This is a genomic window from Actinoplanes sp. NPDC051411 (assembly GCF_040682075.1).
GTDB lineage: Bacteria > Actinomycetota > Actinomycetes > Mycobacteriales > Micromonosporaceae > Actinoplanes.
This window is the reverse complement of sequence record NZ_JBFBAD010000040.1, coordinates 1-26068: the sequence shown is the minus strand read 5'-3', so window position 1 is coordinate 26068 and position 26068 is coordinate 1. Positions and strand designations below refer to the sequence as shown.

Sequence of the window (26068 nt, the reverse complement as noted above, 5' to 3'; positions counted from 1 at the left end):
TACCGGAAAATCTTCTCCGAAACAGTGCACAACTGAGGCGTGGGACCCGTCTTATGACCGTGACCTTCGAGCAATTCGCGGTGGCCCGGCTTCCAAGTCTCCTGCGCTACGCGGTCGTCCTCACCGGCGACCACGATCTGGCGCAGGACGTCGTACAGGAAGCGCTGGCCCGGGCGCAGGTCAAATGGCGCCGGATCAGCGATGCGGACTCCCCCGAGGCCTACGTCAGGCGGATGGTGCTCAACGAGTACCTGTCCTGGCGGCGCACCTGGGCTTTCCGTAACGTGCACACAGTCGGTGAGCGGCTGGTTGACATCAACGACGCCCGGGGCGGGGTCCTCGACCACGCCGACGGGGTCGTCGAGGCGGACGAACTCTGGAGCCGGCTGGCGACGCTGGGGCGCAAACAACGAGCGGTGCTCGTGCTGCGCTACTACGAGCAGCAGGACGACGAAGCGATCGCCGAGTTGCTCAACTGTTCGCCGGCCACGGTCCGCAGCCATGCGTCGAGGGCAATCAAGAAGCTGCGGCTCTCGGAGCAGCAGAACCGGATTCACGCCGAGGAGAAGTCGTGACCCAGCACGCAGACCAGCTGCGCGAGGCCTTCGAGTCCCACGAGAACAACACCCCCGACCCGGGCGCGGTCTATGCCCGGGTGCAGGAGCTCTCCCGTAAGTACAAGCGTCGTCGCCGGGGTGCCCAGGTGGCCGGTGGCGCCGTGCTCGGCGCCGGCCTGATCGCGGCGGGCATCAACCTGCCCGCGTTCCTGCCCGGCAACGCCTCCAGCACCACCGGCGCTCCCGGCATCAACGCGGCCGGTCTGCCGGCTGACGTCCCCTCGGTCGCCGCGTCCTACAGCGACGTGGACCAGCAGAAGGACTGGGCGGCCTACTTCGCCGCCGGCTACGGCTACAACGACGCCGTCAAGCTGGCCGCGATCTGGCACAGCAAGGCCAACATCGGCAACGTCAAGGCCGAGGCCGGCCGCCGCCTGCTCGCCGGCGAGACCCTCCCGGTCAAGCCGACCGGCAACCCGGTCACCCCGCCGGCCGACCCCAACGACCCGAAGATCAAGGCCGAGCAGGCCGCGCTGGACGCGTTCTTCAACGCCGGCTACACCTGGGACGACGCGGCCAAGCTGGCCAAGATCTGGCACCTCTCCGACCCGTCCGACGCCAAGGTCATGGGTGGCAAGAAGCTCGAGGCCCACCAGACCCTGCCGATCAAGCCGAAGGCGGCCAACGTCAAGGCGGCCAAGGAGCAGACCGCGGTCCTGAAGTTCTGGGACGCCGGCTACACCCAGGCCGACGTGGTCAAGCTGGCCAAGATCTGGCACGTGTCGACGTACCAGGCCAAGGTCGAGGGCGGCCAGAAGCTGCTCGCCGGAGAAACCCTCCCGATCAAGCCGTGACCGCACAGCTGCACCGGCGTACCGGATTCGAGATCGAGCTGATGGCCCCGCAGGGGGTGAGCCGGCGCACCCTCGCGGTGGAGCTGGCCGGCCGCTGCGGGGGCCGGATCCATCCGGTGTGGCATTCCGACAGCGAACCGTCCCTGGTCCCCGGCCTGGGGCGGTTCCTGCATCTCACCCAGGGCTTCGAGGTGCGGCGGGCCGACGGTTCGCCGCTCTGCACCCTGGTCGACGACGTCACGCTGCTGGCCGGGCTCGACCCGCGCGCCGCCCCGCCACCCGGCTGGTGGCGCATCCTCAGCGACGACCCGCGACTGCTGCGCCTGCTCGCCCGGCACAGCGACCCGGGCGGCTCCCTCGGCGCCGCGCTCGACGCGAGCGCCCAGCTCTGGGGCACGGTGGTGCAGCGCATCGACGACATCTACCGGCTCGACGACCCGGGCGGGGCCACGATCGCGCTGGCCGCTCCGCAGGGCGGCGAGCGGGAACGGCCCTGTGAGATCGTCACGCCGCCGCTGACCGGCGACCACGAGGCGGCCCTGGAGGAACTGCTCGGGCCGGCCCGGGAGCTCGGTTTCACCGTGCCGGCCGAGGCGGCGGTGCACCTGCACGTCGACGGTGGCCCGTTCCGCTCGGCGCACGCCCTGGGCAACCTCGTCCGGCTCTTCGCCCACTGGCGCGAGCCGCTGCGTACGCTCCTGCAGACCAACCCGGCGTGCCGGCGGCTGGCCTCCTTGCCGGAGTCGCTCGTCGCGGCCGCCGACGGCGGCGCGAGCGTGGAGCAGCTGCGCAAGGCGGCCGACGAGGGCGAGCTGACGAAGTATTTCGACGTCAACCTGACCCAGGTGCTGACCGACCACCCGCCGGTGCGCGACACGGTCGAGATCCGCATCCTGCCGGGCGGCATCGACGCCGGGCCGATCCTCGACCGCGCCGGCCTGGTCGAGTTGCTGCTCGACCGCTGCGAGCAGCGCGAGCCGTTCCCCGAGCCGCCGGCCGACCCGGCCCGCGCCGTCGAGGCGCTGCTCGAGGAGGCGGCGGCGGTTCTCGCCGAGCGGGACGACGACTGACCACCGGCGGCCCGGCCGTGACCTCCCCGGTCGGCCGGCCGCCGGTTCTGCCCGGATCTAGCGCCGCTTGGTGAGCTCCTTGGCCTGATACATCGCCGCGTCGGCCTCGCGCAGCAGGTGGTCGGGGTCGGAGGTGCCGTCGGACGACACCGCGACGCCGATGCTCACGCCGACCTCGACCGAGCGCCCGTCGATCTCGAACGGCTCGCGGATCGATTCCGTGATCGTGTCGCAGACCACGTGCTGCCAGCCCGGGGTCGCGACGCCGTCGAGCAGCACCACGAACTCGTCGCCGCCCAGCCGGGCCACCGTGTCCGACTTGCGGAGCAGGCCGAGCAGCCGCCGCGCGACCTCGATCAGCAGCTGGTCGCCGGCCGCGTGCCCGAGCGAGTCGTTGACCGCCTTGAACCCGTCCAGGTCGAGCAGCAGGACCGCGAACCGGTGGCCGGGCTGCCGGGTCGCCCGCAGCTGGGCCTGGTCGAGGCGGTCTTCCAGCAGCACCCGGTTGGGCAGGCCGGTGAGATGGTCGTGGAGGGCCGCGTTGCGCAGCGACTCCTCCTTGTCGCGCAGCGAGGCCACCATCGCCTGCCGGTCGAGCGCGGCGGCGAGCAGCGCGCCGGACTGGTTCATCAGCTCGCGGCCGGGCGGGGTGGTCGCCTGGATGCGGCCGACCGCGGCCAGCAGCCCCCAGTCGTTGGTGCTGCTGCGCACCGGCACCACGAACACGGCGTCGCCGGCCGCCCCGTCGGCCAGCTCGAACAGGCCGGCGGGCGGGAACTCGCTGATCCGCGTCTCGCGGCCCAACTCGGCCGCCGCTCCGCCCCGGTAGGCCCCGACGATCTCGAGGCGGGGGTCTCCGGCGGGCTCGGGGACGACCCCGGGAGGCCACATCGCGAGGACCCCGGCGGCGGCTGGGGTGTCCCCCAGCCAGGCGAGCGTACGGGGTTCGTGCTCCCGGGTCCCGAGGAGCTCGATGCCCAGCTCGTGCTGCGTGTTCAGCGTCGTCTGCAGGTATTGCACCTGGGCGAACAGGCGGCGCGTCTGGTCGTCGCTGACCGGCAGCCCGCCGCTCGCGCACCCGCAGGAGTCGCGCTGGATGAAGATCGTCGGTACGTGCCGCACCTCCGGCTCGGCCCGCGCCTGGCGGACGAGCGAGTAGGCCGCGGCACCGACCTGGCCGAGCGGCTGCCGTACGGTCGAGAGGCTGGGCCGCAGGAACGTCGCGTCGGCGATGTCGTCGAAGCCGATCACGGCCAGTTCGCGCGGCACGTCGTAGCCGGCCGCCTGGAGCCGCTGGACCAGCCCGATCGCGTTGCGGTCGGTGCCCAGCAGGACCGCGGTGGCCGGCATGCCGCCGCGGATCAGCGCGTCGGCGACCGTCTCGCCGCCGCTCTCGTGGTTGTCGCCGGTCTCGAAGAGCAGTTCGGGCCGCGGCGCGATGCCGTGAGCGAGCAGCCCCTCCCGGTAGCCCTCGTGGCGTTCCCGCAGGTCGAAATGGCTGAGATGGCCGCCGAAGGCGATCCGCTCGTGGCCGTGCCCGATCAGGTGGGCGACCGCCTCGCGCACCCCGCTGCGGTTGTCGGCCAGCACGGCCGAGCAGCCGGCGCCGGTCGCGTCCTGGCCGATGAAGACGACCGGCAGGCCGGCGGCGCGCGCGGCCCGGGCGTAGTCGGTGTGCACGGCACCGGGCAGCACGATCAGGCCGGCGAGGTGGCGCCACGAGACGTGCCGCCGGAAGTCGGGCAGGCCGGCCCGGTCGGCACTGTGGGCACCCGGGTCGAGCGTCTGGATCGCCATGATCCGGTCGCCGCCGGCCACCGCCGCGTCGTTGACGCCGGCGATGATCGCCCCGTAGTAGTCGCCGCCGACGAACGGCGACAAGATCCCAAACGTACGACTTTTCACGACAACTGAGACATGGCGCGGGGTGCAACGTGCATGAGGTTATGATCTCTCGAAACTCCGGGACTGTGCACCTAACGTGTACGTTTCTCGGAATTGACGGCCGTTCCGGCTCGTTCTGACGCCTTTTCCTCAACTCGGGGTGCCGGTCTCAGGGACGGCTCAGGGCTCTTCCCGATGGTTCTGCGGTGCCCTCGGCAGCGACTCTTGATGAGTCAGCTACCAGCGAAGAGGAGACACCAGATGAACACCGTCCACGACGCGATGTCCCGCCAGGGCCTTGTCCGGCCGCGGGAGGGTCGCATGCTCGGCGGCGTGTGCGCCGGTCTCGGCCGCCGGTTCGGGCTCGACCCGTGGATCGCACGCCTGCTGTTCATGCTGATCCTCTTCATCATCCCGGGCAGCCAGATCCTGATCTACCCGGTCCTGTGGATCCTGATGCCGTCCGAGCAGCCGCAGTACGCGACCGGCTACCCGCCGGCGGTCTGATGCAGGATGGGGGCCATGACCAAGCCCCCTTATCCGCAAGTCGCCGAGAGACTGCCGCCCGGTTGGGTGCTGCTTCTCGACCGGATCGCCACCCGCATCCCGACCGGAGACTTCGCCACCGGCCTCGCGCTCGTCGACCAGATCGGCGCGGCGGCCGAGGCGGCCGGCCATCACCCGGACCTCGACCTGCGCTACACGGCGGTCGGGGTTCGTCTGTCCAGTCACGACGAGGGCGGCGTGACCGAACGCGACCTGGCCCTCGCCCGTACGATCTCGGACCTGGCCGTCGCGGCCGGCCTGACACCGTCGGCCCTGGGGGTCGTCCAGCTCGAACTCGGCCTCGACACCCCCGACCGCACCGCGGTCGTCCCGTTCTGGGCCGCGGTCCTCGGCGCGACCGCCCGCGACATCGAGGTCGTCGACGAGACCGCGCAACTGCCGACGATCTGGTTCCAGAAGTCCGGCCGTGACGAGCCGCGCCAGCGCTGGCACCACGACCTCTGGGTCGACCCGGCCGAGGTGCAACCCCGCATCGACGCGGCGGTGGCGGCGGGCGGCCGTCTGGTCAGCGACACCGAGGCACCCAGCTTCTGGGTGCTGGCCGACCCGGAGGGCAACCGGATCTGCCTCTGCACCTGGCAGGACCGTCAGGTCTCGTGACCGAGCCGCGCGGCGGGCCGGGGGACGCTGTCTCCCGGCCCGTACTCCTTACTGGGCCGGCACGGCCTCGGTCAGCCGCAGCGCGAGCGCCGGGCAGACATTGACCGCCTTGCGGGCACCGTTCTCGAGCCACGGCGGCAGCGGGGTCTGCGGGAACGCCGGGAACCCGTTCGCGTCGAGACGGATGATCTCGGGCGCGACCGCCGAGCAGAGCCCGTGCCCGTCGCAGCGCGACCAGTCCAGCGCCAGCTTCCGGGCGCCCTGCTCGGCCGTGTACGGCAGGGGCAGGATGCCACGCACCTGCTTGCCACAACCCTCGCCGTTGGCGTGGGCCTCCACGTCCGCGGTGAAGGTCTCGAGCGCCGACAGGGCGAAGCGCGCGGTGCCGTCCGGGTGGCTGCACGCGCCACGGCCCTTGACCACGCCCGCCGCCTGGCGGACGTTTTCCAGCGCGCTGCCGCCCAGCGACACGAGCTGGACCGCCCGGGCCAGGTCGGGCAGGCCGAGCCGGCACGGGCCGCACTGACCGGCCGACTCGCCGGCCAGATATTGCACGACCTGGGCGACCTCGCCGAGCGGGCAGGTCTTGGAGCCGATCGGGATCAGCATGCCGGCGCCGAGCGTGCCGCCGACCTTGGCGAAACCCTTGCGGGAGATCGTCACGGTCTGCGCCGCCTCGGCGCTGATCCACTTGCCGTGGTAGCCACCGACCAGCAGGCCCGGGCCGATGTCGGCGCCGCACATCTCGAGCACGTCCATCAGCGGGGTGCCGCTCGGCGCCTCGACCACCGCCGGGGCGGTCGACGAGCCGCCGACGGTCAGCATGACCGTGCCCGGCTCCTCGGGGATGCCGACCGCGTTGTACTCCCACGGGCCGAGCCGGGCCGCGATCGCCAGCTGCGAGTACGTCTCGGCGTTGGACAGCAGGGTGGGCAGGCCCATCACGCCGTTGTCGCTCGACCGCACCTTGCGGCCGGGCGGGATGTGCGCCTCGCCGTTGATGCCGCGGACCAGCGCGCCGCCCTCGCCGGAGATGAACCGGTGGGGGACGGTCACGATGCGGGTCGGGCAGGGCATCCGCCGCTCGGCCAGGGCCGCGGTGATCGAACTCTGGCCGATGCCGTCGTCGGCGATGCCGATGACGATCTCCTCGGCGTCGAGCGCGGCCGCGGCGAGCGCGGCCCCGTCGAGGATCAGGTGCGGGGCGCGGGTGAGGATCGCCTTGTCCTTCCAGGACGGCGGCTCACCCTCGGTCCCGTTGACGACCACGACCGGTGGAAGGTCCTGCCGGCGGCAGGAGTCGACGACGGCGCGGACCTTGCGGGCGAACGGGAAGCCCGCCCCTCCGCGACCACGCAGCTCGATGCGCTCGGCGAGCCCGATCAACTCGCCGGAGGACAGGGCCGCGAACCCGCCGTGAACCTCCTGATGGGCCAGGAGGTCCAAGCGCCCGTACTCGTCAAAGCCCGCGGTGATCCGCGGAACGCCGATCGCGGTGACCGGTGGAACCTGGGCCGTGCTCAATTCGCTTCCCCTCGCAGCCGCGACCAGTACGCGTCGTCAGCCGCCTCGTCGCTCTCCCGCCCGCGGCCACCGCGGCGAGCCCCCCGGCCCGCCTGGCCACGCCCGGTTTCCTGCTGGGCCGCCTCGCGGCGCGCCCGTCGTGACGCCATGTCGATCAGAGTCGGGGTCTCGTCCGGCTCGAGGTAGTCCAGGTCATCCTCGACGAACTGGCCGCGGCTGTGACGCCCTGGGTCGGTCTGGTAAGGGTCGGCGCTTTCGTCGTAGTAGGCGCCCCGGTCACGCCGGGCCCGGGGCGCATCCACCTCATCCCTCCCGTAGCGGCCGTCGGCCGCGTAGTGGGAGCCGCCGCCGCGTTGCCGCGGGACGTCGTCGTACTCGTCGTCGGCCCGTCGCCGGGCCCGGGGCGCATCGCCGTAGTCGTAGTCGTCGTTGGCCCGCCGGCGGCCGCGCGGAGCCTCTTCCTCGTAACCACGCCCACGCGGGGCCTCTTCGTAACGGCTGTCGTCCATCTCCACCCGGCGCATCCGGGTCGACGTGTCGTCCATCTCGACCCGGCGCATCCGGGTCGAGGTGTCGTCCATGTCGGGGCGGCGCATCCGAGTGGAGGTGTCCTCGAAGTCCGGGCGGCGCATCCGGGTCGAGGTGTCCTCGAAGTCGGGGCGGCGCATCCGGGTCTGGGTGCCGGTGAACTCGTCGTCGTCGGCGAAGCGCCGGCGGCGCGGCTGGTCCTCGTAGTCGTCGTCGCGGGGGCGGCGCTGGCGCGGGGCCGGCGGCTCCTGTCCGGCCGGCGGCCCGGTGGGCGGCGCCGCGGCCGGCGCCCAGTCGAGCACCGCGACCGGGCCGAGCGTCTCCGGCTCGGGGGCGCGCTCGCGGCCCCGGCCCCGCTTGACCGGGGCGGCCGCGGTCGGGACCATCTGGCCGGCCGGGCGCATGCCGACCGCACCGGACGTGCCCATCGTCGACGAGAAGTCCTTCTTGCGGTTGAGGCTCACCGAGAGGCGCACCGCCAGGCCGATCAGCACGACCAGGATGCAGAGGATGTAGCTGACGTTGACCCAGGCCTTGGCCGGGCGGCCGGCCGACAGGCCGTGCACCAGCGCGATCGGCCACATCAGGTACGAGATCGCGTGGATCGAGCGCCACAGCCACGGCCGGTCCTGGCCGATGAAGCGAGCCCGGGCGATGCCGGTCCACATCACCAGGATCATGATCCAGCCGGAGATCGTGCCGAAGCCGATCAGCAGGCGGTTGTACGACGCCATGAACGGGACGAAGGCGTCGACGATGCCGATGTGGTGCTCGACCACCTTGGTCCAGACGTGCACGACCAGGGAGCAGACGGCGATGAGGCCGGTGGTGCGGTGGGTCGACTGGAGCATGACCCGTTGCCGGATCGACAGGACCAACCGGTCGGTCGCGACGAGGCCGACCATGATCGTGATCGACAGGGCCACCAGCGCGATGACGCCAAAGTAGTACTCGGCGTAGATAAAGAAGTAGTAGTAGCCGACTCGCCCCGGCACGGTAAACATCGAAGCTGCCCAGATCGCCGCGATGATGCTGACGACCAGGGTGACCACGGTCTTCCTGGACACTGGGTTGGTTCCGGTAGCTCCGACATCGACTGCCACACGACTGGCGGATCGCTGGTTGTTCTTCGTCCGGGCCATTGACTCCTCGTTCTCCGCAGCGGTCACGTCCCGTTGGGCGGTGGGACGCCGGCACCCGTGGGGGATGCCCCGTGCTGATGCTCTTGGCAGGCACGCCGGAGAAGTCGCCCCCTTCGTGCCCTCCCCCATCTACGTAGCGCGACCGGGATCGGATGAACGCCACGCCCAGCTTTTGTCAGGTACTTTCCAACTCCGTCGCCAACAAGGGCGCTGAGCTGCGCAGATGCCCCTGGACAGCGGCTGGCTAAGGCAAAAATAAGGCGGCCCGTAGAGTGACTCGTCACGCCGGATGAACCTTTCGTCGCGCTACGACGAACCATCCGGTATGCATGCGGACGCAAAGCCGCAGTTGGAGGAGATGAGAGCCATGCCCAAGCGGTACGCCACCTGGGCCGCCACCGCCCTCGCCGTCGCCGCCGCGACCCTGGCCTGGGCCGCTCCGGCGGTGGCCGATCTGCCCGGGTTTGACGTAAAAGTCACGCAAGCGCCGGACACGTTCACTGTCGGTAAGGACGCTCGCACACTCAGCGCGGTCGTTTCCACGTCGAGCGATCGCCTGCAGCGCCGATGCACCAAGGTCAAGTGGGCCCTGATCATATCCACTAAAGGGGTCAGTCTCGACCAGGTGCGGGTCAACCGGGTCGAAAATGGCAAATCCGCCCCGGTGAAGGCCCGCTTCCAGGGCGAGGACGCCCGCGTGGTCGACGAGCAGGTCGACCCCGGCCAGCTGTGCCGCGGACAGAGCGTCACCGCCAAGTGGACGGTCAGCTTCACCGGACCCGACAACGGCTCGGTGAGCTTCTCGATGCAGGCACTCAGCCAGCGCGGACAGGTGCTCGCGACCGGCGGCGCCTCGTCCCGGGTCGTCACCGCGGTCGCCGACAAGCCGTCCAAATCGGCCTCACCGTCGCCGACGTCGACCTTCAGCCCACAGCCGACCGAGGCCGTGGTGGCCAACCTGCCCCCGTCGAACAGCGCCGGCCCGGCCGCCCTGGCCAGCAAGTCGAGCGGTTCGAGCGTGCTCCTGCCCGGCCTCCTGGTCGGCGCGGTGCTGGTGTTCGGCGGGATCGCCCTGCTGATGCGGCTGCGCTCGCGCAACCGGCGGATGGCGGCCGGCGGCCCGGGATGGCAACAGGACACCCAGATGTTGCCGACCGGCTTCTACAACATGCCACGCCATCGCGACCATTAAAAAGACTGTTTACTGAAAGCGCATGGGACGGCTACGGTCGCCCCATGCGCCGTTCATCGAGCTTCGTCGCTGCCATCCTCTGCGCGGCCGCCCTCGCCGCCTGCGACACCGCCGCGCCCGCCGCGAGCGGCCCGCCGCCGGCCGGCCCGGAGCACAACGCGGCCGACGTCGCCTTCGTCGAGGCGCTGATCCCCCACCACCAGGCCGGAATCGAACTGGCCCAGCGGGTCGCCGAGCAGCCCGACCACCGGGTGCTGGCCGAGGCGATCATCAGCACCGAGCGGGACGAGATCACCCGGATGACCGGCTGGCTGACGCTCTGGGGCGTGACGCCGTCGCCGAAGAGCGCGAAGCCGCTGCCCACGGGCGACCCGGTCAAGGCGCTGGCCGCCCATCAGGAGGAAGCGATCGCCCTCGCCCAGACCGAACAGGCCCAGGGCAGCAATCGAGCCGCCCTGGACTTCGCCAAGGAGGTCATCGAGTCACGCACCGCCGAGGCGTCGGAGCTGAAGCCGGCCCGATAGCCCAGCCCGAAAGCCCAGCCCGAAAAGCTCAGCCCAGCAGCTCGCCGAACGTCGCCACGTCGATCACCTCGGCCTGCCGCGGGAACACCTGCGAGACCAGCGGCGCGTGCACCTCGGGCGTGTCCAGACAGCAGTCACGCAGCACGAACAGCCGGTAATCGCGGTCGGCCGCGTCGCGCACGGTCGACAGCACCACGCCGCTGGTCGCCACGCCGGCCAGCACCAGCGTGTCGATCCCCCGGCCCCGCAGATGCGTGTCGAGCGGGGTTGTGCTGAACGCGCCGACCCGGGTCTTGGTCACCACCACGTCACCCGCCCCCGGCGCCAGATCGGGATGGATCTCGGCATCGGGCGTGCCCTCGGCCAGCCGCCGCGCCCCGCGCATCGCCGCGAACGACTTGTTGCGCTCGGACACCGACGCGTAGTCCTGCTCGGTGAACGCCACCCGCACGTGCACGACCTGCATCTGCGCGCTGCGGGCCGTCTTGAGAGCGGCCGCCGCGGTGGCCAGCACCTCGGCCGCGCCGTCCCGGCCCTGCAGGATGCCGACCTGGAAGTCCATCAACAACAGGGCGGACCGCGAAACATCCATGACAAAACCCCTTTTTCCGTACGGGACGAGCCGCCCCGATTATCGACCCCGTCCCGGATGCCCGCGCAGCCAGGCGAGCACCTGCCGCGCGTGGGTGTCGGGCGGGAACACGGGGTAGAAGACGTGCTCGACGCGCCCGTCGTCGATCACCAGCGTGAGGCGCTTGTAGAGCCGCTCGTGCCCGGAAGCCGCGAAGGTCGGCAGGCCGAGGGCCGCGGCCAGCGCGAACCCGGGATCGGACAACATCACGAACGGCAGCCGCAGCCGCCCCGCCACCTCGGCCTGATAGTCCGGCTCCTGGCTGGACAGCCCGAACACCCGCGACGCCCCGGCCTCCCGCAGCTCGGCGAAGTGGTCGCGAAAGTCGCACGCCTCGGTCGAGCACCCGCGGGCGCCCGGAATCTCGTCCCAGCCCCGGGGCAGGTCGACGCCGGGGCGGCCGGTCAGCGGGTAGAGGTAGAGGACCGTACGCCCGGGGCCGAGCTCCCCCAGGTCGACGCGGCTCCGGTCGCTGGCGGTCAGGGTGAGCGCCGGCAGTGCCGCCCCGGGCAGATGCCTGGCGGCGCCGTCGTCCTCCGGCACCGGCAGGTCGGCGGGCAGCGCGGTGAAGTCAGTCATGACTGGATTCTTCTCCCGATGACTGACGCCCTGTGGGGGCAAGCGGAGCATCGACGAGCACTACCTGATCGTCAGCGGTGCGGGCTTGACGCCTCCGTGACCGAGGGTGAGCGCCAGGGCTCGGCCGGGCGGGTCAGATATTGCGTGTAGGCGTAGCGCCACGGGACCGCGGCCAGGATGACGACGACCCACAGGACCTCGGTGGTCAGGTCGCGGGTCGCCTGGTCCATCGTGTGGTGGAGCCATTGGGGCAGGGCCACCACGCCCAGCCAGAGCAGCTTCCAGGCCACCTCGAAGAGCAGGATCGGCAGCATCCTGACCGGGTAGCGCAGGCCGGCCAGGGCCAGCACCGACATCGCCAACCTCCCCGCCGAGACGTCGAGTTTCGTCGGCCGACGCGGTGAGGTGGCCGAGGTCCGGCGCCGGCTGGGCGACGCCCGCCTGGTCACCCTCGTCGGGCCGGGCGGGGTCGGCAAGACCCGGCTGGCCGTGCGGGCCGCGAGCGAGGCCGGGGCCGGGCTTCCCGGGGGCGCCTTCCTCGTCGAGCTCGCTGACGTACGCGATCCCGCGCTGGTCGGCCACGCGACGCTGGCCGCCCTCGACCTGCGGGACCAGACCGCGGCCGAGCCGGCCGTCCAGCTCCGCTCCCATCTGCGGGACGAGCGGGTGCTGCTGGTGCTCGACAACTGTGAGCACCTGCTCGACGCGACCGCCCGGCTGGTCGACGACCTGCTCCGGGCCGGCCCCCGGCATCCGGGTGCTCGCGACCAGCCGGGAGCCGCTGTCGATCGCCGGCGAGCAGGTGCTGCCCGTTCCCCCGCTCGGCCGCACCGACGCGGTCCAGCTGTTCATCGACCGCGCGACCGCGGCGGCCGGGCGCTTCGAGCCCAGCCCCGCGGTCGACGACGTCTGCCGGCGGCTCGACGGCCTGCCGCTCGCCATCGAGCTGGCCGCCGTGCGCACCCGGGCGTTGAGCCCGGAACAGATCCGCGACCGGCTGAGTGACCGGTTCGCGCTGCTCACCGGCGGCAGCCGGGCCGCGCTGCCCCGGCACCGCACCCTGCGCACGGCGATCCGCTGGAGCTTCGACCTGCTCACCGGCGACGAGCGGACGCTGCTGACCCGGCTGTCGGTGTTCGCCGGCCGCTTCACCCTCGACGACGCCGAAGCGGTCTGCGGGGCGACCGTGGACTCGCTCACCGCCCTGGTCGAGAAGTCGCTGGTCGTCCGGGAGGACACCGGTTACCGGCTGCACGAGACGATGCGGGAATACCCGCGGGCCGAACTCGAGGAGGCCGAGGCGCTCCAGGAGCGTTGCGCCGACTACTACCTCGCTCGCTGCCAGGAATTCGGCGCGACCGGCCGCACCCGGCTCGTCCCGTCGCTGGCCTGGGCCGGCCTGGAGATCGACAACATCCGGGCGGTGCTGCGCGCCTGCCTCGACCGCAAGGATCACGCCCGCGCCACGGGCATCGCCACCTCCCTGATCTGGTTCTGGGTCACCCGCGCCACGACCGAGGGCGCCCGCTGGCTCGACGAACTGCCCGGCGGCCATCCCTGGACGTACTTCGCCCGCGGCTTCCTCGGCGTCCTGCGGAACGACCCGGACGCGGCGACGAAGGCACTGGAGACCGGATTGCGGGCGGCGACCGGGGATGTGCGGTCGCAGTCCCTGGCCATGGCGGCGATCGCGGCGGCCATGCGCGGCGAGCCGCCGAACGGGCTGCTCGACGAGGCCCGGAGGATCGCCTCGGAGCTCGACGACCCCGGCACGACCCTCATGACCCAACAGGCGACCGCCCTGATCGGGCTCATCGACGGCGATCCCGGCACGGCGGCCCGGGCCGCCGCCGAGGGCGTACGGGTCAGCCGCGCGACCGGCGACCTCTACAGCCTCGGCATGATGCTGATGAACCAGGGCTACGCCGCACTCCGCATGGGCGACCTGGCGACCGCCCGCACGACACTCACCGAGGGCCTGCGGATCGCCCGCGACATCGACGACCGGGTGGCCCAGGCCTACCTCGTCGGCGCGCTCGGCTGCTGCGCCGAACCCGCGGTGGCGGCCCGGCTCCTCGGCGCGTCGGAGAGGCTGCGGGCCGAGATCGGTGCCGGTGCCCATCCCAGCATGGCCCCGACCCTGGCCGAGGCGGCGGCCCGGCTCGGCACGTCGGGCCGGCTCGACCGGGAGGCCGCCATCAGGCTGGCGCTCGGCGAAACCCCGGCCGGGCTGAGCCGCCGCGAGACCGACGTCGCCCGGCTGGTCACCGAGGGCCTGAGCAACCAGCAGATCGCGACCCGGCTGTTCCTCTCCGAGCGCACGGTCGAGAGCCACATACGCAACATCCTGACCAAGCTGGGCTTCACCACCCGTACGCAGATAGCGGCCTGGCAGGCCGCGCAAGGCTAGGCCGGCGGCTTGACCTTCGGAAGTTCGGTGGCGGCGCAGGCCGCCCGGGCGGCCGCGCAGTCGTGCGCGACCAGCTGGCCTTGGAGGTTCCAGGCGTACTGCTGCCGGTAGTCGCCCGGCGCGACGAACGCGGTCATCCGGAACGGCGGGCGGCCGGCCGGCGGCACGACGAGCTCGTGGTCGGCGCCGCGGTAGCGCAGGCGCAGGTGGAGGCGCCAGGCGTACTCGTGGCGGGTGGTGCGCGACTGGACGTCGATGACCCAGAGCTCGCCGCGGTCGACGGTGATGTGCCGGCCGACGAAGTAGGGTCCGGCGCCGCCCGGCGCCGCGAGAACCGGCAGTGGTGCGTCGAGGTCGAGGTCGACGATGGAGTTGTTGGTTTCGCCCTGGGGCGGAATCGAATAGAGGGTGCCCCGGCGGGGCGGCAGGCGAGCCTCGACCTCGACCGTGGCGTCCAGAACGGACACCGCGGCCGAGCGCTTGCCCTCCAGGGTGATCTCGGTGAGGGCATAGCCGGCCGGCACGAAGCGCGGGTCGTGGCGGACGTCGGCGGGCTCGGCCGGCACCAGGTCCGCGGCGGCCTCCCGCAGCCCGGGAGTCGAGCCGATCACGTCCGTGACGTCGACGATCGGCTGGTGGAAGAGGTCGAGCACGCGGTCCGACGCGTACGGCAGGACGCCGGGAACGACGGCCGCGATCACGGCCGTGCCGATGAGCGCGAGCAGCGTCTTCGTGCCCTTGGAGAGCCGCGCCCAGCCGGAGAGCGGCTTCTCCTCGGCGGGCTTCGCCGTCTTACGCGACTTCTTGCTCAGCGGGCACCTCCGGCGGCAAGGCCAGAAAACTGGCTGTGAGCAGGAGCATCGCCACCAGGCCGAGGTGGTAGCCGAGGCCGATCCGGCCGGTCGCGTAGCTGAGCAGCGGCTGGCGCCACAGCGCGACGTAGCCGCTGAGCAGCATGACCGCGACCGCCGAGCCGACGATCAGGCCGAGCAGCCGGAACGCCGGTGCCTGCCGCCGACGGATCAGCGCCAGCGCCGTGATCACCAGGCACACCGCCAGCCCGGCCCGGAACACGTCGAGCCAGAGCTGCACGTCGGCGCTGCGCGGCGGACCGCCCTCGTCGGCGGCGCCGGCGTCGTACCACGGGATGGCCGCCGCGCCGACCGCGACGATCAGGGCCGGCACGAACAGGAGACGATGGACGATCGGGCGACCTCCGGGCCGCGAGGCCTCCAGACGTACGCCCCGGGCCGCCACCTCGGCGGCGCCCGCGCCGACCGCGATCAGTGTGAGGCCGAGGACGAACAGCAGGCAGCCCGTGTCGGGCAGCACCCGCTCGGCCCGGACCAGCGCGGAATTGTCGGTGACCGCGGCGTGCCCGAGCACCTGGGCACCGTCGGCGGCCAGCGTCAGGCCGAGCGGAAAGAACGCGCCCATCGTCGCGAACACCACGGTGACGGTCCGGATCGCGGACCCCCACGGCGACGCATCGCGGCCGGCCAGCGCGCCACCCGCGGCCAGAACCAGCCACACGACGGCGATCGGCGCCTCGACCCGGTTGAGGTCGGCCAGCCGGACCAGATAGAACGTGCCGACGCTGTCGGTGACCCGCGCCCAGTAGAGCGTCGTGCCGGCAAACGCCAGGATCGCGCCGGTAAAGGTCGCGGTCAGCACGAAACTGCGCACCGTCGCCGGCCCTTCACTCATGCGCCGACGATATCGGTTGCCCTCGCTGCCCGAGACCCCGCCCTAGCCGGTCCGGATGACGATCGCGGTGGCGTTGTCGGCGCCGCCGGCGGTCAGCGTGGCCGCCAGGAGCCGGTCGACGGCCGACGACGGGGTCAGCAGCGTCTCACGGATCTGCTCGTAGGGGAGCTGGTCGGCCACGCCGTCCGTGCACAGTAGATAGACGTCGCCGTGCCGGAAACTCACGTGCAGCACGTCCGGCTCGGGGGCGTCGGGGTGTCCGATGTAGCGGGTCAGCCGGTAGCGGGCGGCGCGGGCCGCGGCCGACTCGTAGGCGAACCACCCGTGCAGCAGCCCCACCCAGGCCGCGGTGTGGTCACTGGTGAGCAACTCCAGCACGTCGTGGCGCAGGCGGTAGAGGCGGCTGTCCCCGATCTGGACCACCCACGCTCCCCCGGCCGCGTCCCCGACCAGGGCGGTCAGGGTGCAGCCGGCGAGGCCGGGGTGGTCACGGGCAAACTCCCGTACGGAATCGTGCAGCAAGGCGACGGCCTGCCGCAGCGCGGCAGGCGAGTGAGGGGCCGCCGCCGCGCGAAGGGTTTCGGTGAACCCCTCAACCGAGGCACGGCCGGCGAACGCGCTGCCCGCGCTGTCCCCCATCCCGTCGGCAACCACGGCCAGCGGCAAACCCGCGTCAAGGTAAAACGCGTCAAAGTTAGCGGCATAGTGATTGCCCACCACGGTGCCCGCCCCACCACTGAACTCCATGCCACTCAACCTAGCGATCGCGGAGCGGAGCGACGCCATAGGTAACGCACCGGGCCCCGCTCCTCGTGGGAAGGAAGCGGGACCCGGCGTTTCTCGGGGGCGGGTCAGGTCAGGAGAGCGGCGGGTACGCGTTGGTCATCAGCTGCTGGAACTGGGCCGAGAACCAGGCGCCGGAGATCGGCGCGTTGGGCAGGGCGCCCGACATGCTGTTGCCGTTGCGGGCGTTGCCGGTGTAGGTCGGGTCGCACATCTGGTCGAAGCCCTTGCCCTCGTTGTTCGGGATCAGGCTGCTCGAGCCGTCCGACTCGCCCGGGGGCTTGACCCAGACGTAGGCGTCGATGCCGGAGGCCGGGGCGGCCTTCGGGCGCTCGCCGAGGCCGGCACCGGACTGGTTGCACCAGTTGCCGGCGTGGATGCGGCGGTCGATGCGCGACTGGTCGATGAAGGTGTTGATGTCGGTCGACGTGCTCGCCTTGGTGGGCCGGTTCGGGCCGCCCCAGCCGTTGCGGGAGGTGTCGATCAGCATGCCGATGTTGGAGTTGAAGCCTTCGGAGACCAGCTTGGTGCGGAACGCCTGGGCGAAGGACTGCTCATCGACGTACTGGTTCCAGTCGACCCACTTGGACTGCCGGATGCTCTGGCCGCCCACCGTGGTGTTGATGTTGAAGTACGGCTCGACGAGGGACGAGTAGTTCGCCGTGTCGGTGATGAAGCCGGTCACGTTGTTCACGCTGCCGGAGGCCACCGCGGTCTGGTAGAGCAGGTCGGCGGTCGGGGCGAAGTTCGAGTCCCAGCCGATCCAGCCGTGGTGGGCGGCGTCCACGTAGTTGTAGACGTTGCCGATCGCGCCGAGCTTGTTCAGGGCGTACGCGACACCCTGGACGTACCCGCCGTTGGCCTTCATCGTGTCGCACTGCGAGGTCGCGCCGGCCTGACCTGAGGTGTTCGTGACCAGGTTCGGGAGCGAGTCGATCTCGACGATGTTGATGATGTGCAGGTTCTTGTACTTGGCGTTGCCCTCGATCGCGGCGATCGGGTCGATGTAGTCGCTCTTGTACTTGGGCAGGTCGTTCGGGCCCAGCTCGCCGTTGGACGCCAGCGCGGCACAGTCGCGGCCGGGCAGGTCGTAGATCACGAGCTGGATGTACCCGGCGCCCTGGGCAACCGCGGCGTCGAGGTGGGCGGCGAGGCCCATGCTGCCGTTCGAGCTGCTGCCGGTCGTGCCCGCGATCGCGGCGATCCGGTCGAGCCAGACGGCGGTCGGGTTGTTGGAGACGCGGCTGCCGCCGGCTTCGGCGTCGGCCTTGGCCTTCCACTCCGGGTTGACGTAGCCCTTGGCGCCCGCGTACGGGTTGTCGACCTTGCTGCCGTTGTTCGGCGGCGGCGTGGTCGGGCCCGTGGTCGGCGGCGTCGTGGGAGTCGTCGTCGGCGGCGTGGTGGGGCCGGTGGTCGGGCCGGTCGTCGGGCCGGTGGAACCCGTGCAGGCGACACCGTTGAGCGTGAACGTGGCCGGGTTCGTGTTCGTCCCCGAGTAGTTCGCGTTGAAGCCGAAGTTGACCGACGCGCCGGAAGCGAGCCCGGACGACCAGGACGGGTTGGTCGCCGTGACATGCTTACCCGACTGGGTGATTGTCGCGCTCCACCCCTGGGTCACCGTCTGGTTCCCGGCGAAGTCCCAGGCCACGGTCCACCCACCGGAGATCGCGTCACCGAGGTTGGTGACGTTGACCGTGCCGGTGAAGCCGGTGGACCAGGAGTTGGCGGAGTAGTCGACCCGGCAGCCGGCCGCGGCGCTCGCGCTGGTCGCGACGGCTATGCCGAGACCAGACACGAGTGTTACGGCGGCGGCCGCGGTCAATCCGCGGATGAGGACAGGTCTCATGTGGTGGCTCCTCGAGACATGCGGAGGCGCGGATGAGCGCCGAGGGGATCCGGCCGGCTAGCGCATCGAGGGGCATCGCTACCCGGCTTGGCAACAGCATGGCATGGGAGCGCTCCCACCGCAATGACCCAGAAACGTTCGGTTAACAAGCGATCTTTAGAAGCGTCTTAACGGGGGCGTATAACAGGAGCGTGCACGTATTCGAGCTGACCGACGCGCTGTCCGAGATTCCCGGCGCCGAGGTGTCGGTCAAGCGAGGAGCGCTGCACGTGCACGTCCCCGCCCTGGGCGACACCGCCTCACTCGACCCGGGCGACGTCACGGCGGCCGAAAACGTCTTCGTTCCCACCGGGGCGCCGGCCGTCCAACTCGACGTACGCCGAGGCCGCGAAATCCTGCCGCTGATCGTCACGGTCGACGACTTCGTGTTCACCCCGGCCTACGCCGACAGCATGGTCGTCCCCGGCGCCGACCTGCAGGTGCCGGCGATGCCCAACCTGATCGCCTACTCCGAGATGCACCGCGACGTGCGGGCGCTCGGCCGCACGATCGACACCCCGGGCGCGGCGCTCGACCCCGACATTCTGGCGGCCACACTGCTCGCCCACCGGTGCTTCCTGGCCGGCGCGGTGCGCATGGGCCTCTGGCCGGTCCGGGTGGCGGCCTGGTGGGAATACAGTGCGGCCCGATCGTCGGGACAGGTCACGCTGCCGGCGCTGAGGGCCGACCCGGACTGGGACGATCTGATGGCGGACGTGGCGGAGGCGCGGCGGGCGTCCTCGGTCCCCGTCGAATAGCGTCGCGGCCGGTCGAGGTCCCACTGCCGGGCACACTTCGCGCAGGCCTCGGGCCGGTCAGAAGTGGCCGAGGAGGAGCAGTGCGGCGGCGGCCAGCAGCGCTGCGGCTACGGTCAGGCCGGCCAGCTGGGCCGGCGGCACGGCCGGGGCCGCGGCCACCCGGCGGATCACCGGGCCGTTCAAGGTGGTCAGGACTTCGACGGCGCGGGGGCCACGGCGGCCGGGCACCAGGCGTACGAGGTCGCCCTGGCTGAGGGCGTCGGCGGAAGGGGCGACGCGCAGCGTGTGGTGGGTGGCCGGACCGGTCGCCGGCCTGAGCGTGAACCGGCGGGTCGAACCGGCGCCGCCGCCGGCCCGGGCCGCGACGGCGACTGCCGCGACGAGGAGCGGTGGGGCGAGAAGCCCGGCTATCAGCAGCGGTTGGGGCAGGCCGCCGGCGAGGGCCCGGCCGGCTACGGCGGCCAGTGCGATCACGGCGGCGATGACGACCGCGACCAGACCGGGCATCGTGTGAGCGGTGGCCGGGACCGCACTGCTCTGCACCGGACCGGCGATGACACCGGTCAGCGGGCCGGGAAGGCGGGTCGCGCCGGCGGGGTCCGGGGCGGGGCCGGGCATCGGCGGTGGACGCCGGCCGGGTGGCGGCCCGGCCGGCGGTTCGGCCGGCTGGGCACGGCCGCCCGAAGGGTCAGCGGTACGACCACGCCGACCCGGAGCATCGGCGGAACGGCCACGCCCGGCCGAAGGGTCGGCGGAACGGCCACGGCGGGCCGGAGGGGCGGCGGGGCTGTCGGTGGTGGGTGAGTCGGGGCCGGCAGGCGGGTCTGCGGGAGCGTCCGGAGGGCTGTCTACTGCGCGGCGCGGGGTTCTTGGGTGGGCGTCGGCGGGGTGCGACCACGGTGGTTGCTCGCTGGGCGGAGAGGAAGGTTGCCCGGCGGGTGAGCGGGGGCGGGCCCAGGGTGGGGGTTCGGTGGTCATTGGCCCGGTTCCAGCCGACGGACGGCGCACTGGTTGTCGCGCTCGGTGGTGGACAGGGACGCGAACTGGGCGTCGCACCAGCTGTGGACCGACTTCGCGTCGGGGAAGTCGCCGAGTGCGAAGGTCACCCAGAGGAAGTGGCCGTCCAGGCGCTGGCGCTTGCCGTAGTCGGTGCTCTTGAGCAGGACCACCGGATGGTCGGAGCTGCCGTGGACGGTGCTGAGCTGCTGGTATTCGGCCAGGATGTCGGTTGCCTGGAAAGTGTGGGTACCGTCGGCGGCGGTCTGCAGCTTGTCGACGATGCCGGGATACTTCGAGGCGATCTGGGCGGCGTACTGGCCGTTGAAGGTGACCGTGTCCCGGTCCTGCTCGTAGGTCTGCTCCAGCGAGGCGAGAGCGTCGGCCTCCGGGTCGGGAGTGGTCGGATCCGGAGTTGTCGGGTCGGGTGTGGTCGGGTCGGGCGTGATGGGATCGGGCGTGACCGGGTCGGTCGTGGTGTCGACGATCGCCGGGACGCCGGGCTGGTCGTTCGCCGCCTGACTGCCGGTGTTCTGCGGCGGCGCGGGACGGTCGCGCAGCGCTATGCCCACTCCGCCGGCCGCGACGAGTAGCGCGACGACCGCCCCGGCCACGATGAGGAGGCGGCCGCGCCCGGCCGCCGGGCGCGCTCCCCCGAATTCGATCGCGGCAGCCAGCAGCTCGGTCGCGGCCGAAGTATCAGGCGGCGACAGCGGGGACGACGGCAAAGGGGAAGACGACGGCAACGGCGGCGAAAACGACGGCGACGGCGGCGACGGCGACGGCGAAGGTGACGGGCCCGGCCCCGACGGCGACAGCGACGGCGAAGACGGCGGGGCGGACGGCGAAGAGGGCCCCGACGGTGAAGACGAAGACGACGGCCCAGGCTCCGACGACTCCGGCGACGGCGACGGGGTGGACTGCGGCGGGGTGGAGGGGGCGGTGGCGGCGGTCAGGGAGGAGATGTCCCAGACGCCGGTGGGGTGGTCGCGGTCGGTCATCGGGATCAGTCTCCGAAGACCATGACGCGGCGGCCGTGGCTCGGTCCCGTACCGGCGCCCGGTGTGACCGCCGGCCGGCCGGCCGGGATCGCCCGGTCCCGGCCCCAGGCCCGGATCTCCTCGATCTGTTCCGGGTTGGTGCGGCTCAGCGGGTACGTGTTGGCGAAGATGTCGAGCACGATCTCCGGCCGCAGCGACTCTGGCCCGTGCAGGAAGACGAACTCGCCCGCCTCGTGCAGGGCCGCCTCGATGTCGGATCCGGCGAAGCCCTCGGACAGGCCGATCAGCTTGTCCACCAGTTCGGCCGCGGGCTCCTGGCGTACGTAGCGACGGTAGTACATGCCGATGATCTCCTGCCGGTCGCCGGCGTCGGGCAGGTCGACGAAGAAGAGTTCGTCGAAGCGGCCTTTACGGAGCAGTTCCGGTGGGAGCGAGCGCACGTCGTTGCTGGTCGCGACCACGAAGACGCGGTGGCGGGACTCCTGCAGCCAGAACAGGAACTGCCCGACCAGCCGGCGGCTCACGCCGGTGCTGTCGTTCTGGCCGGCCAGGCCTTTCTCGATCTCGTCGATCCAGAGCACGCAGGGCGCGACCCGGTCGGCCGTGTCGAGGGCCTCGCGGAGTCGTCCTTCGGACTGGCCGACGTACGCGCCCATGATCGCGCCGAGGTCGAGCCGGTAGAGGGGCAGCCGCCATTCGGCCGCGATCGCCTTGGCCGACAGGGATTTGCCGCAGCCGGGCACGCCGACCAGCAGGACGCCCCGGGGTGGCCGCAGTTCGGTGCCGCGCAGGTCGGCCGACATGATCTGGCGTTTGCGGCCGAGCCAGTCCCGCAGGCTGGTCAGGCCTCCGACCTGGTTGTCGGCCGGCAGAAGTTTGACCCGTTCGAGGCCGGCCAGCGATCCGAAGTGCTTGTCCTTGAACTCGGCCAGCCGTTCGACGTCGTCTTTTTCCACCGAGCCCTTGGCGACCAGGGTGGCCATCACGTTGATCGCCGTACCTTCGGGGATCCCGACCAGGAATTCGGCCGCGCGCCGGGCGTCCTGGTCGGTCCACGCGATCGGGACGACGCCGTGGTGGTCCCGGAGGAATTCGACGATCACCTCGTACATCTCGCCGGCGTCGGGCAGGTCGAGGGCGACGCTCATGCCGAGCCGTTCGAGGCCGCTCCAGAGCGGGGTGTCGGTGATGATGACGACGCTGCCCGAGTTGGCGTCGGCGAGCCGGGCCAGTTCGGCGACGTGCCGGCTGGCCGTGTTGTCGTCGCTGAGGTCTTCGGGGTCGACGAACACGACGGTGGCCTGGGCGCGGCTGCCGAACTGCTGGGCCGCGAAGTCCATCGCGCCGGTGAGCGAGCGGTCTTCCTGGGCCGGCGCGTTGGTGCGCAGGTCACGCAGGCCGGTCGCCCGGGTGTAGACCCAGAACGGCAGGCTGGCCCGGCGGGGGCTTGACGCGGCCTGTTTGACCATGCGCAGGGCGCGGATCTGTTCGATGCTGTGCACCCCGATGATCGGGACCCGGGCGGAGATGTAGCTGTCGAGGTCCTTGAGGGACTCGGCGTAGTTTGACATGGCTGGTCCTCACTCGAAGTGCACGCGTCGGCGCGGCCGGTCGACGGGTGACGCGTCCCAGGCCGGTCCGGGGGTGGCGGCGACGGTCAGCGGGTTGTCACGGATGGTGCGGAGGCGGGCCTCGACCGTGGTCGACGGGCGGCCGGCCCGGCGCATCCGGTTGATCGACTCCTCGAGCTGTTCCTGCACCTGGCCGACCTGGCCGTCGATCAGCGGGGCCAGCTGCCGCCGCAACTCGGAGGGCATGGCCGGGGTCGCGGCGAGGGCCCGGATCGGTGCGAGCCCTTTGCGGGCCTGGTTGAGCGCGTGGCCGGCGGCGAACTCGTCGCGGGCGCCGCCGAGCTCCCGGGCCAGCGTCTCCGACCAGGTGACCAGCCGGCGGTCGAGCGCCTCGCTGATCCGGGTGCCGAGGCGTGCCCACGTGTCGCCGTCGAAGCCTTCCGGCACGAGCGGGGGCAGGTGGGCCGGGTCGACCGGTTCCCCGGCCGCCCAGCGGTCGAGGAAGTCGGTCCAGGCCTGGTACGCCCCGCCGGTGACCCACACGACGGTCAGTCCCTCGCGTGCCGGCGGACGAAGATCTCACCGGGCGGCAGCGGATCCCAGGACGGGAGGTCGGGCACCTGTTGCCGGTTACGCGCGGTGGCCGGCTGGGCGGGTGCCTTGCGCGTCGCCCAGGGCACGTCGTCCGACGGCGCGGAAGGAGACGAGGAAAGGGACGGGGACGGGATCGGCGAGGTCATCTCAGGCTCCCACCTGGGCGCCGTCTCCGACGACGCGCCGCTCGTACGGTGTGGCGGTGCTCCCCGCGGTCGCGAGGTCGGCGATCAGCTCGCGTACGGCGGGTTCCCGCCGGTCGGCCTGTTGGAAGGCGCTCGTCCAGTCGACCACCTCGGCCCCGGCCGCGCGCAGTTGCTCCAGCGAGTCCTGCTTGGCCTGCTCGAGCAGCGCGCGTACCTCGTCCTGGCGTTTGGCGGCGGCCAGCGACTGCGAGTAGAGCACCGCGCCCCAGACACCGGCCGCGAGCAGAACGAAGATGATCAGCACCGGTGACACGGCGGCGCCGCAGATCGTGCCGATCACGGCGAGTGCGATCGGGCCGATCAGGTTGGTGCCCCACTTGTAGGCCAGCGAATCGATGAACGGCTGGGCGGCCCGGTTCCAGTGCAGGTTGAGCGACGCCTCGAGAGCCTCCATCGGCTCGGTGAACGAGCCGGTCCAGCGGGGCAGCTGGAACACCCGCCCGGCCGCCTGATGGCTGCCCTCGAAGACGGCCTCGACGTTGGTCGGCAGCGCGGCCCGGTATTCCGCGCTGTAGGCGGCGTGGGCGCGGGCGAACCAGTCGTGGCAGGAGGAGACCGCGGTCCGCTGGGTGGCCCGGCTGACGCCGAGCTTGCCCGGGTTGAGCGCCGCCTCGGACTGGATGGTCAGGTAGTCGAGCGTCTTGTCGAGGGCCAGCAGGTCGGTCTGGAGGGCCCGCTTGGCCGCGGCCGTGTCGCCGTTGTGCTCGACGATCGCCTGGTATTCGGCGTGCTGGCGCCGCAGCGGGAGTTCCTCGTCGTCGTAGCCGCGGACCAGGCCGTCGAGGATGTCGTCGACCTGGTCCTCGAGCCGGTCCGGCGCGGTGATCTCCTCGGCGGTCATGGCCGAGTAGGTCGCGATCAGCCGGTCGTGCGCGTCGGCCCGGCCGAGTGCGGTGTCCATCAGCGGCCACTGCGGCGACACCGCGGCCAGCCGCGGGAAGCGGGTCGCCGACGACGGGCCGACGTAGCGCTCCAGCTCCTGACGCCAGCGGCCGACCTGGGCCGTCTGGGCGTTCTCGTCGTGCAGCAGGTGTTCGCGCCAGATGTCGAGCCGCTCGGCGATCATGCGCACGCCGGCCGGCCCGAACGCCCCCTGCGACACCGACTCCAGCACCATCGCGAACTCTCGGCCCAGCGCGGCCGGATCGAGCGCGGCCAGGTAGTGCCGCAGCCAGCGCAGCGAGCTTTCGGCCCGGCCCTGGCGGCGCAGCAGGAGGGCCATGAACAGGGCGGTGTGGCGCGGTGACCGCCTGATCGCCTCGTGGAGCGCCCGTTCGCAGGTCGCCGGGTCGTCGGACCACCAGGCGCGCATGGCGACCAGCACCGGGGCGAGCCAGTAGCCCGGGGTCTCCATGACCAGCGTCTCGCTGACGCCGCGTACCTGGTTCTCGGAGATGAGGCCCTGGTCGAAGCCCTCGAGGATGCCGAGGGCGACCCGGCGGACCTTGTTGTAGTGGCCGTACTGGTGTTCGAGCTCGGCCTTGACCCCGACGATCTCGGTGGTGGCGCGCTGCACGTTGCCGGCGCGCTCGTTCTCCAGCCGGAACGCGGCGATCTCGCGGGCCAGCGCGTCGAGCCGGCTCATGGTTTCCTGGTTCTGCTGCCCGACGTGGGCGACCTGCAGTCCGACCTGGCCGACGCCCTGTTCCAGCCGCAGGGCGACGGCGCCCACCTCGTCGATCCTGCTCTTGAGCCTCTGGTAGTCGATTTCACCCATGGGAAAACAGACCTTTCACGCGACGACCGAGCCGTCCTTGAGGACCGGCCGGAGCTCTCCGCTGGCATAGACCTCGACGAAGTCGTACGCGCCGGTGCGCACGAGCATGCGGGCCTGGTTGAACGGTTCCGGCACGGCGTCGGCCGGGGCGTAGTGCTCCACGATGGACTGCCACAGGTCGAGCCGGTGGTCGATGTAGGGCGGGCCGAGATGGCAGAGCGCGAACATGCCGAGCGGCACGTCACCGAACTCGCTCTGATATTCGGCCCGGATCCATTCGGCCAGCTGGGCCCGCATGCCGGCGTCGAGCCCCGCGTCGAGCCGGTGCACCGCCTCGAAGAGCCCGGCGTGCCGCGGCTTGCGGAGACGCTGCCCGATGCCCGGCGACTGCCGGTTCCCGGTGGCCGCCCGGGGATCCAGATTGGTCTCGACCCGGCGACGGCGTGCGAATTCCATATTTCCCCCGGGCGCGGTCGTGCTTCCGGCGGTGATTCCCGCCGGTTTCTCCGAGGCTAACAACGCTATTAAGCAAAGCAATGGGGCAAAGGCGAACTCAGCCTTTTCAGCGACGCGAATAAATACCGTGGAGGATGGCCGGTCCGATGATCGCCAACTCGCCGAGGTCGAAGAGGCGAGCCGTTCCGGCTAATCAAAAAAGCGGTGCCGGGCCCCCCCGATGAGGGGGGGCCGGCCCCGAGGTAAGCGTCGTCTAAAGCCCCGAAGCGTAAACCTGCAGGGTATAGTCGCCCGCCAGGGGCCCGTCGGAGAGTTTAACCAGATAGAACCTG

General features: G+C 71.6%; 27 protein-coding genes and 1 pseudogene. 11 read left to right on the top strand and 17 right to left on the bottom strand.

The window, feature by feature from the left end:
* Nucleotides 1–53 precede the first annotated feature (53 nt).
* The 3 genes from AB0M88_RS22655 to AB0M88_RS22645 are packed head-to-tail and all read left to right on the top strand — an operon-like array spanning nt 54 to nt 2481.
* A complete protein-coding gene (locus AB0M88_RS22655; protein ID WP_364105231.1) occupies nt 54–575 on the top strand; it encodes a SigE family RNA polymerase sigma factor in 522 nt (173 codons plus the stop codon).
* A complete protein-coding gene (locus AB0M88_RS22650; protein WP_364105229.1) occupies nt 572–1411 on the top strand; it encodes a hypothetical protein in 840 nt (279 codons plus the stop codon). Before AB0M88_RS22655 ends, AB0M88_RS22650 begins: the two co-directional genes overlap by 4 nt.
* Nucleotides 1408–2481 (top strand): amidoligase family protein, encoded by a 1074-nt coding sequence (locus AB0M88_RS22645; RefSeq protein ID WP_364105227.1) that lies wholly within the window; start codon nt 1408–1410, stop codon nt 2479–2481. The genes AB0M88_RS22650 and AB0M88_RS22645 overlap by 4 nt, the downstream gene beginning before the upstream one ends.
* Nucleotides 2482–2538: 57 nt before the next feature.
* On the opposite strand, the gene AB0M88_RS22640 is transcribed toward AB0M88_RS22645, so the two are convergent.
* A complete protein-coding gene (locus AB0M88_RS22640; protein ID WP_364105225.1) occupies nt 2539–4362 on the bottom strand; it encodes a GGDEF domain-containing protein in 1824 nt (607 codons plus the stop codon).
* A gap of 264 nt (nt 4363–4626) precedes the next feature.
* On the opposite strand from AB0M88_RS22640, the gene AB0M88_RS22635 reads away from it, so the two are divergent.
* Nucleotides 4627–4872, top strand: coding sequence for a PspC domain-containing protein (locus tag AB0M88_RS22635; RefSeq protein ID WP_364105223.1), 246 nt, complete (start codon nt 4627–4629; stop codon nt 4870–4872).
* A 15-nt stretch (nt 4873–4887) separates the two neighbouring features.
* Nucleotides 4888–5532: a VOC family protein gene (locus AB0M88_RS22630; RefSeq protein WP_364105221.1), complete on the top strand. Its 645-nt coding sequence runs from the start codon at nt 4888–4890 to the stop codon at nt 5530–5532.
* Between the two features lie 48 nt (nt 5533–5580).
* Here the strand turns inward: AB0M88_RS22630 and AB0M88_RS22625 are convergent, their stop codons facing one another.
* The gene (locus AB0M88_RS22625; protein WP_364105219.1) at nt 5581–7056 is read right to left on the bottom strand and encodes an NADH-ubiquinone oxidoreductase-F iron-sulfur binding region domain-containing protein; all 1476 of its coding nucleotides are present in this window, start codon (nt 7054–7056) and stop codon (nt 5581–5583) included.
* Complete coding sequence (locus AB0M88_RS22620; protein ID WP_364105217.1) at nt 7053–8651, bottom strand: translation initiation factor III; 1599 nt, start codon at nt 8649–8651, stop codon at nt 7053–7055. Before AB0M88_RS22620 ends, AB0M88_RS22625 begins: the two co-directional genes overlap by 4 nt.
* A gap of 442 nt (nt 8652–9093) precedes the next feature.
* Between AB0M88_RS22620 and AB0M88_RS22615 the strand changes: the two genes are divergently transcribed.
* Together AB0M88_RS22615 and AB0M88_RS22610 are read left to right on the top strand one after the other, a co-directional pair.
* The gene (locus AB0M88_RS22615) at nt 9094–9918 is read left to right on the top strand and encodes a hypothetical protein (RefSeq protein ID WP_364105215.1); all 825 of its coding nucleotides are present in this window, start codon (nt 9094–9096) and stop codon (nt 9916–9918) included.
* Between the two features lie 44 nt (nt 9919–9962).
* Nucleotides 9963–10442, top strand: coding sequence for a DUF305 domain-containing protein (locus AB0M88_RS22610; protein WP_364105213.1), 480 nt, complete (start codon nt 9963–9965; stop codon nt 10440–10442).
* 28 nt (nt 10443–10470) lie between these two features.
* On the opposite strand, the gene AB0M88_RS22605 is transcribed toward AB0M88_RS22610, so the two are convergent.
* The 3 genes from AB0M88_RS22605 to AB0M88_RS22595 all read right to left on the bottom strand — a co-directional run bounded on the left by AB0M88_RS22605 (nt 10471) and on the right by AB0M88_RS22595 (nt 12008).
* Nucleotides 10471–11034, bottom strand: coding sequence for an isochorismatase family cysteine hydrolase (locus AB0M88_RS22605; protein ID WP_364105211.1), 564 nt, complete (start codon nt 11032–11034; stop codon nt 10471–10473).
* Between the two features lie 39 nt (nt 11035–11073).
* On the bottom strand, nt 11074–11652 hold the full coding sequence (locus AB0M88_RS22600; protein WP_364105209.1) for a peroxiredoxin: 579 nt from the start codon (nt 11650–11652) through the stop codon (nt 11074–11076).
* Nucleotides 11653–11723: 71 nt separating this feature from the next.
* A complete protein-coding gene (locus AB0M88_RS22595; protein WP_364105207.1) occupies nt 11724–12008 on the bottom strand; it encodes a hypothetical protein in 285 nt (94 codons plus the stop codon).
* Between the two features lie 49 nt (nt 12009–12057).
* Between AB0M88_RS22595 and AB0M88_RS22590 the strand changes: the two are divergent.
* Both AB0M88_RS22590 and AB0M88_RS22585 read left to right on the top strand, forming a co-directional pair.
* Nucleotides 12058–12315, top strand: a pseudogene (locus AB0M88_RS22590) (LuxR family transcriptional regulator); the annotation flags it as partial.
* Between the two features lie 25 nt (nt 12316–12340).
* Nucleotides 12341–14062: a LuxR C-terminal-related transcriptional regulator gene (locus AB0M88_RS22585; RefSeq protein ID WP_364105205.1), complete on the top strand. Its 1722-nt coding sequence runs from the start codon at nt 12341–12343 to the stop codon at nt 14060–14062.
* On the opposite strand, the gene AB0M88_RS22580 is transcribed toward AB0M88_RS22585, so the two are convergent.
* The 4 genes from AB0M88_RS22580 to AB0M88_RS22565 all read right to left on the bottom strand — a co-directional run bounded on the left by AB0M88_RS22580 (nt 14059) and on the right by AB0M88_RS22565 (nt 18398).
* Nucleotides 14059–14763 (bottom strand): hypothetical protein, encoded by a 705-nt coding sequence (locus tag AB0M88_RS22580; protein WP_364105204.1) that lies wholly within the window; start codon nt 14761–14763, stop codon nt 14059–14061. The genes AB0M88_RS22585 and AB0M88_RS22580 overlap by 4 nt on opposite strands.
* A gap of 91 nt (nt 14764–14854) precedes the next feature.
* Nucleotides 14855–15769, bottom strand: a complete 915-nt coding sequence (locus tag AB0M88_RS22575) for a hypothetical protein (protein WP_364105202.1) — start codon at nt 15767–15769, stop codon at nt 14855–14857.
* Between the two features lie 42 nt (nt 15770–15811).
* The gene (locus AB0M88_RS22570; protein ID WP_364105200.1) at nt 15812–16516 is read right to left on the bottom strand and encodes a protein phosphatase 2C domain-containing protein; all 705 of its coding nucleotides are present in this window, start codon (nt 16514–16516) and stop codon (nt 15812–15814) included.
* A gap of 109 nt (nt 16517–16625) precedes the next feature.
* On the bottom strand, nt 16626–18398 hold the full coding sequence (locus AB0M88_RS22565; protein WP_364105198.1) for a glycoside hydrolase family 6 protein: 1773 nt from the start codon (nt 18396–18398) through the stop codon (nt 16626–16628).
* A 191-nt stretch (nt 18399–18589) separates the two neighbouring features.
* Between AB0M88_RS22565 and AB0M88_RS22560 the strand changes: the two genes are divergently transcribed.
* Nucleotides 18590–19195, top strand: a complete 606-nt coding sequence (locus AB0M88_RS22560; RefSeq protein WP_364105196.1) for a hypothetical protein — start codon at nt 18590–18592, stop codon at nt 19193–19195.
* A gap of 57 nt (nt 19196–19252) precedes the next feature.
* Here the strand turns inward: AB0M88_RS22560 and AB0M88_RS22555 are convergent, their stop codons facing one another.
* A complete protein-coding gene (locus tag AB0M88_RS22555) occupies nt 19253–19813 on the bottom strand; it encodes a hypothetical protein (protein WP_364105194.1) in 561 nt (186 codons plus the stop codon).
* Nucleotides 19814–20169: 356 nt separating this feature from the next.
* The gene (locus tag AB0M88_RS22550) at nt 20170–20805 is read right to left on the bottom strand and encodes a hypothetical protein (RefSeq protein WP_364105192.1); all 636 of its coding nucleotides are present in this window, start codon (nt 20803–20805) and stop codon (nt 20170–20172) included.
* A 1-nt stretch (nt 20806) separates the two neighbouring features.
* Here AB0M88_RS22550 and AB0M88_RS22545 point away from each other — a divergent pair, with 1 nt between their 5' ends.
* Nucleotides 20807–21217, top strand: a complete 411-nt coding sequence (locus tag AB0M88_RS22545; RefSeq protein WP_364105190.1) for a hypothetical protein — start codon at nt 20807–20809, stop codon at nt 21215–21217.
* Here the strand turns inward: AB0M88_RS22545 and AB0M88_RS22540 are convergent.
* From AB0M88_RS22540 to AB0M88_RS22520, 5 genes are read right to left on the bottom strand one after another with little or no spacing between them, the layout of a single operon-like run.
* Entirely contained in the window at nt 21198–22763 is a 1566-nt protein-coding gene (locus tag AB0M88_RS22540) for an AAA family ATPase (RefSeq protein WP_364105188.1), read from the bottom strand. The genes AB0M88_RS22545 and AB0M88_RS22540 overlap by 20 nt on opposite strands.
* A gap of 9 nt (nt 22764–22772) precedes the next feature.
* Nucleotides 22773–23306, bottom strand: coding sequence for a hypothetical protein (locus tag AB0M88_RS22535; RefSeq protein ID WP_364105186.1), 534 nt, complete (start codon nt 23304–23306; stop codon nt 22773–22775).
* A 5-nt stretch (nt 23307–23311) separates the two neighbouring features.
* A complete protein-coding gene (locus AB0M88_RS22530; protein WP_364105184.1) occupies nt 23312–23503 on the bottom strand; it encodes a hypothetical protein in 192 nt (63 codons plus the stop codon).
* 1 nt (nt 23504) lies between these two features.
* Nucleotides 23505–25280, bottom strand: a complete 1776-nt coding sequence (locus AB0M88_RS22525; protein WP_364105182.1) for a hypothetical protein — start codon at nt 25278–25280, stop codon at nt 23505–23507.
* Between the two features lie 15 nt (nt 25281–25295).
* Nucleotides 25296–25736, bottom strand: a complete 441-nt coding sequence (locus tag AB0M88_RS22520) for a hypothetical protein (RefSeq protein ID WP_364105180.1) — start codon at nt 25734–25736, stop codon at nt 25296–25298.
* Nucleotides 25737–26068: the final 332 nt, after the last annotated feature.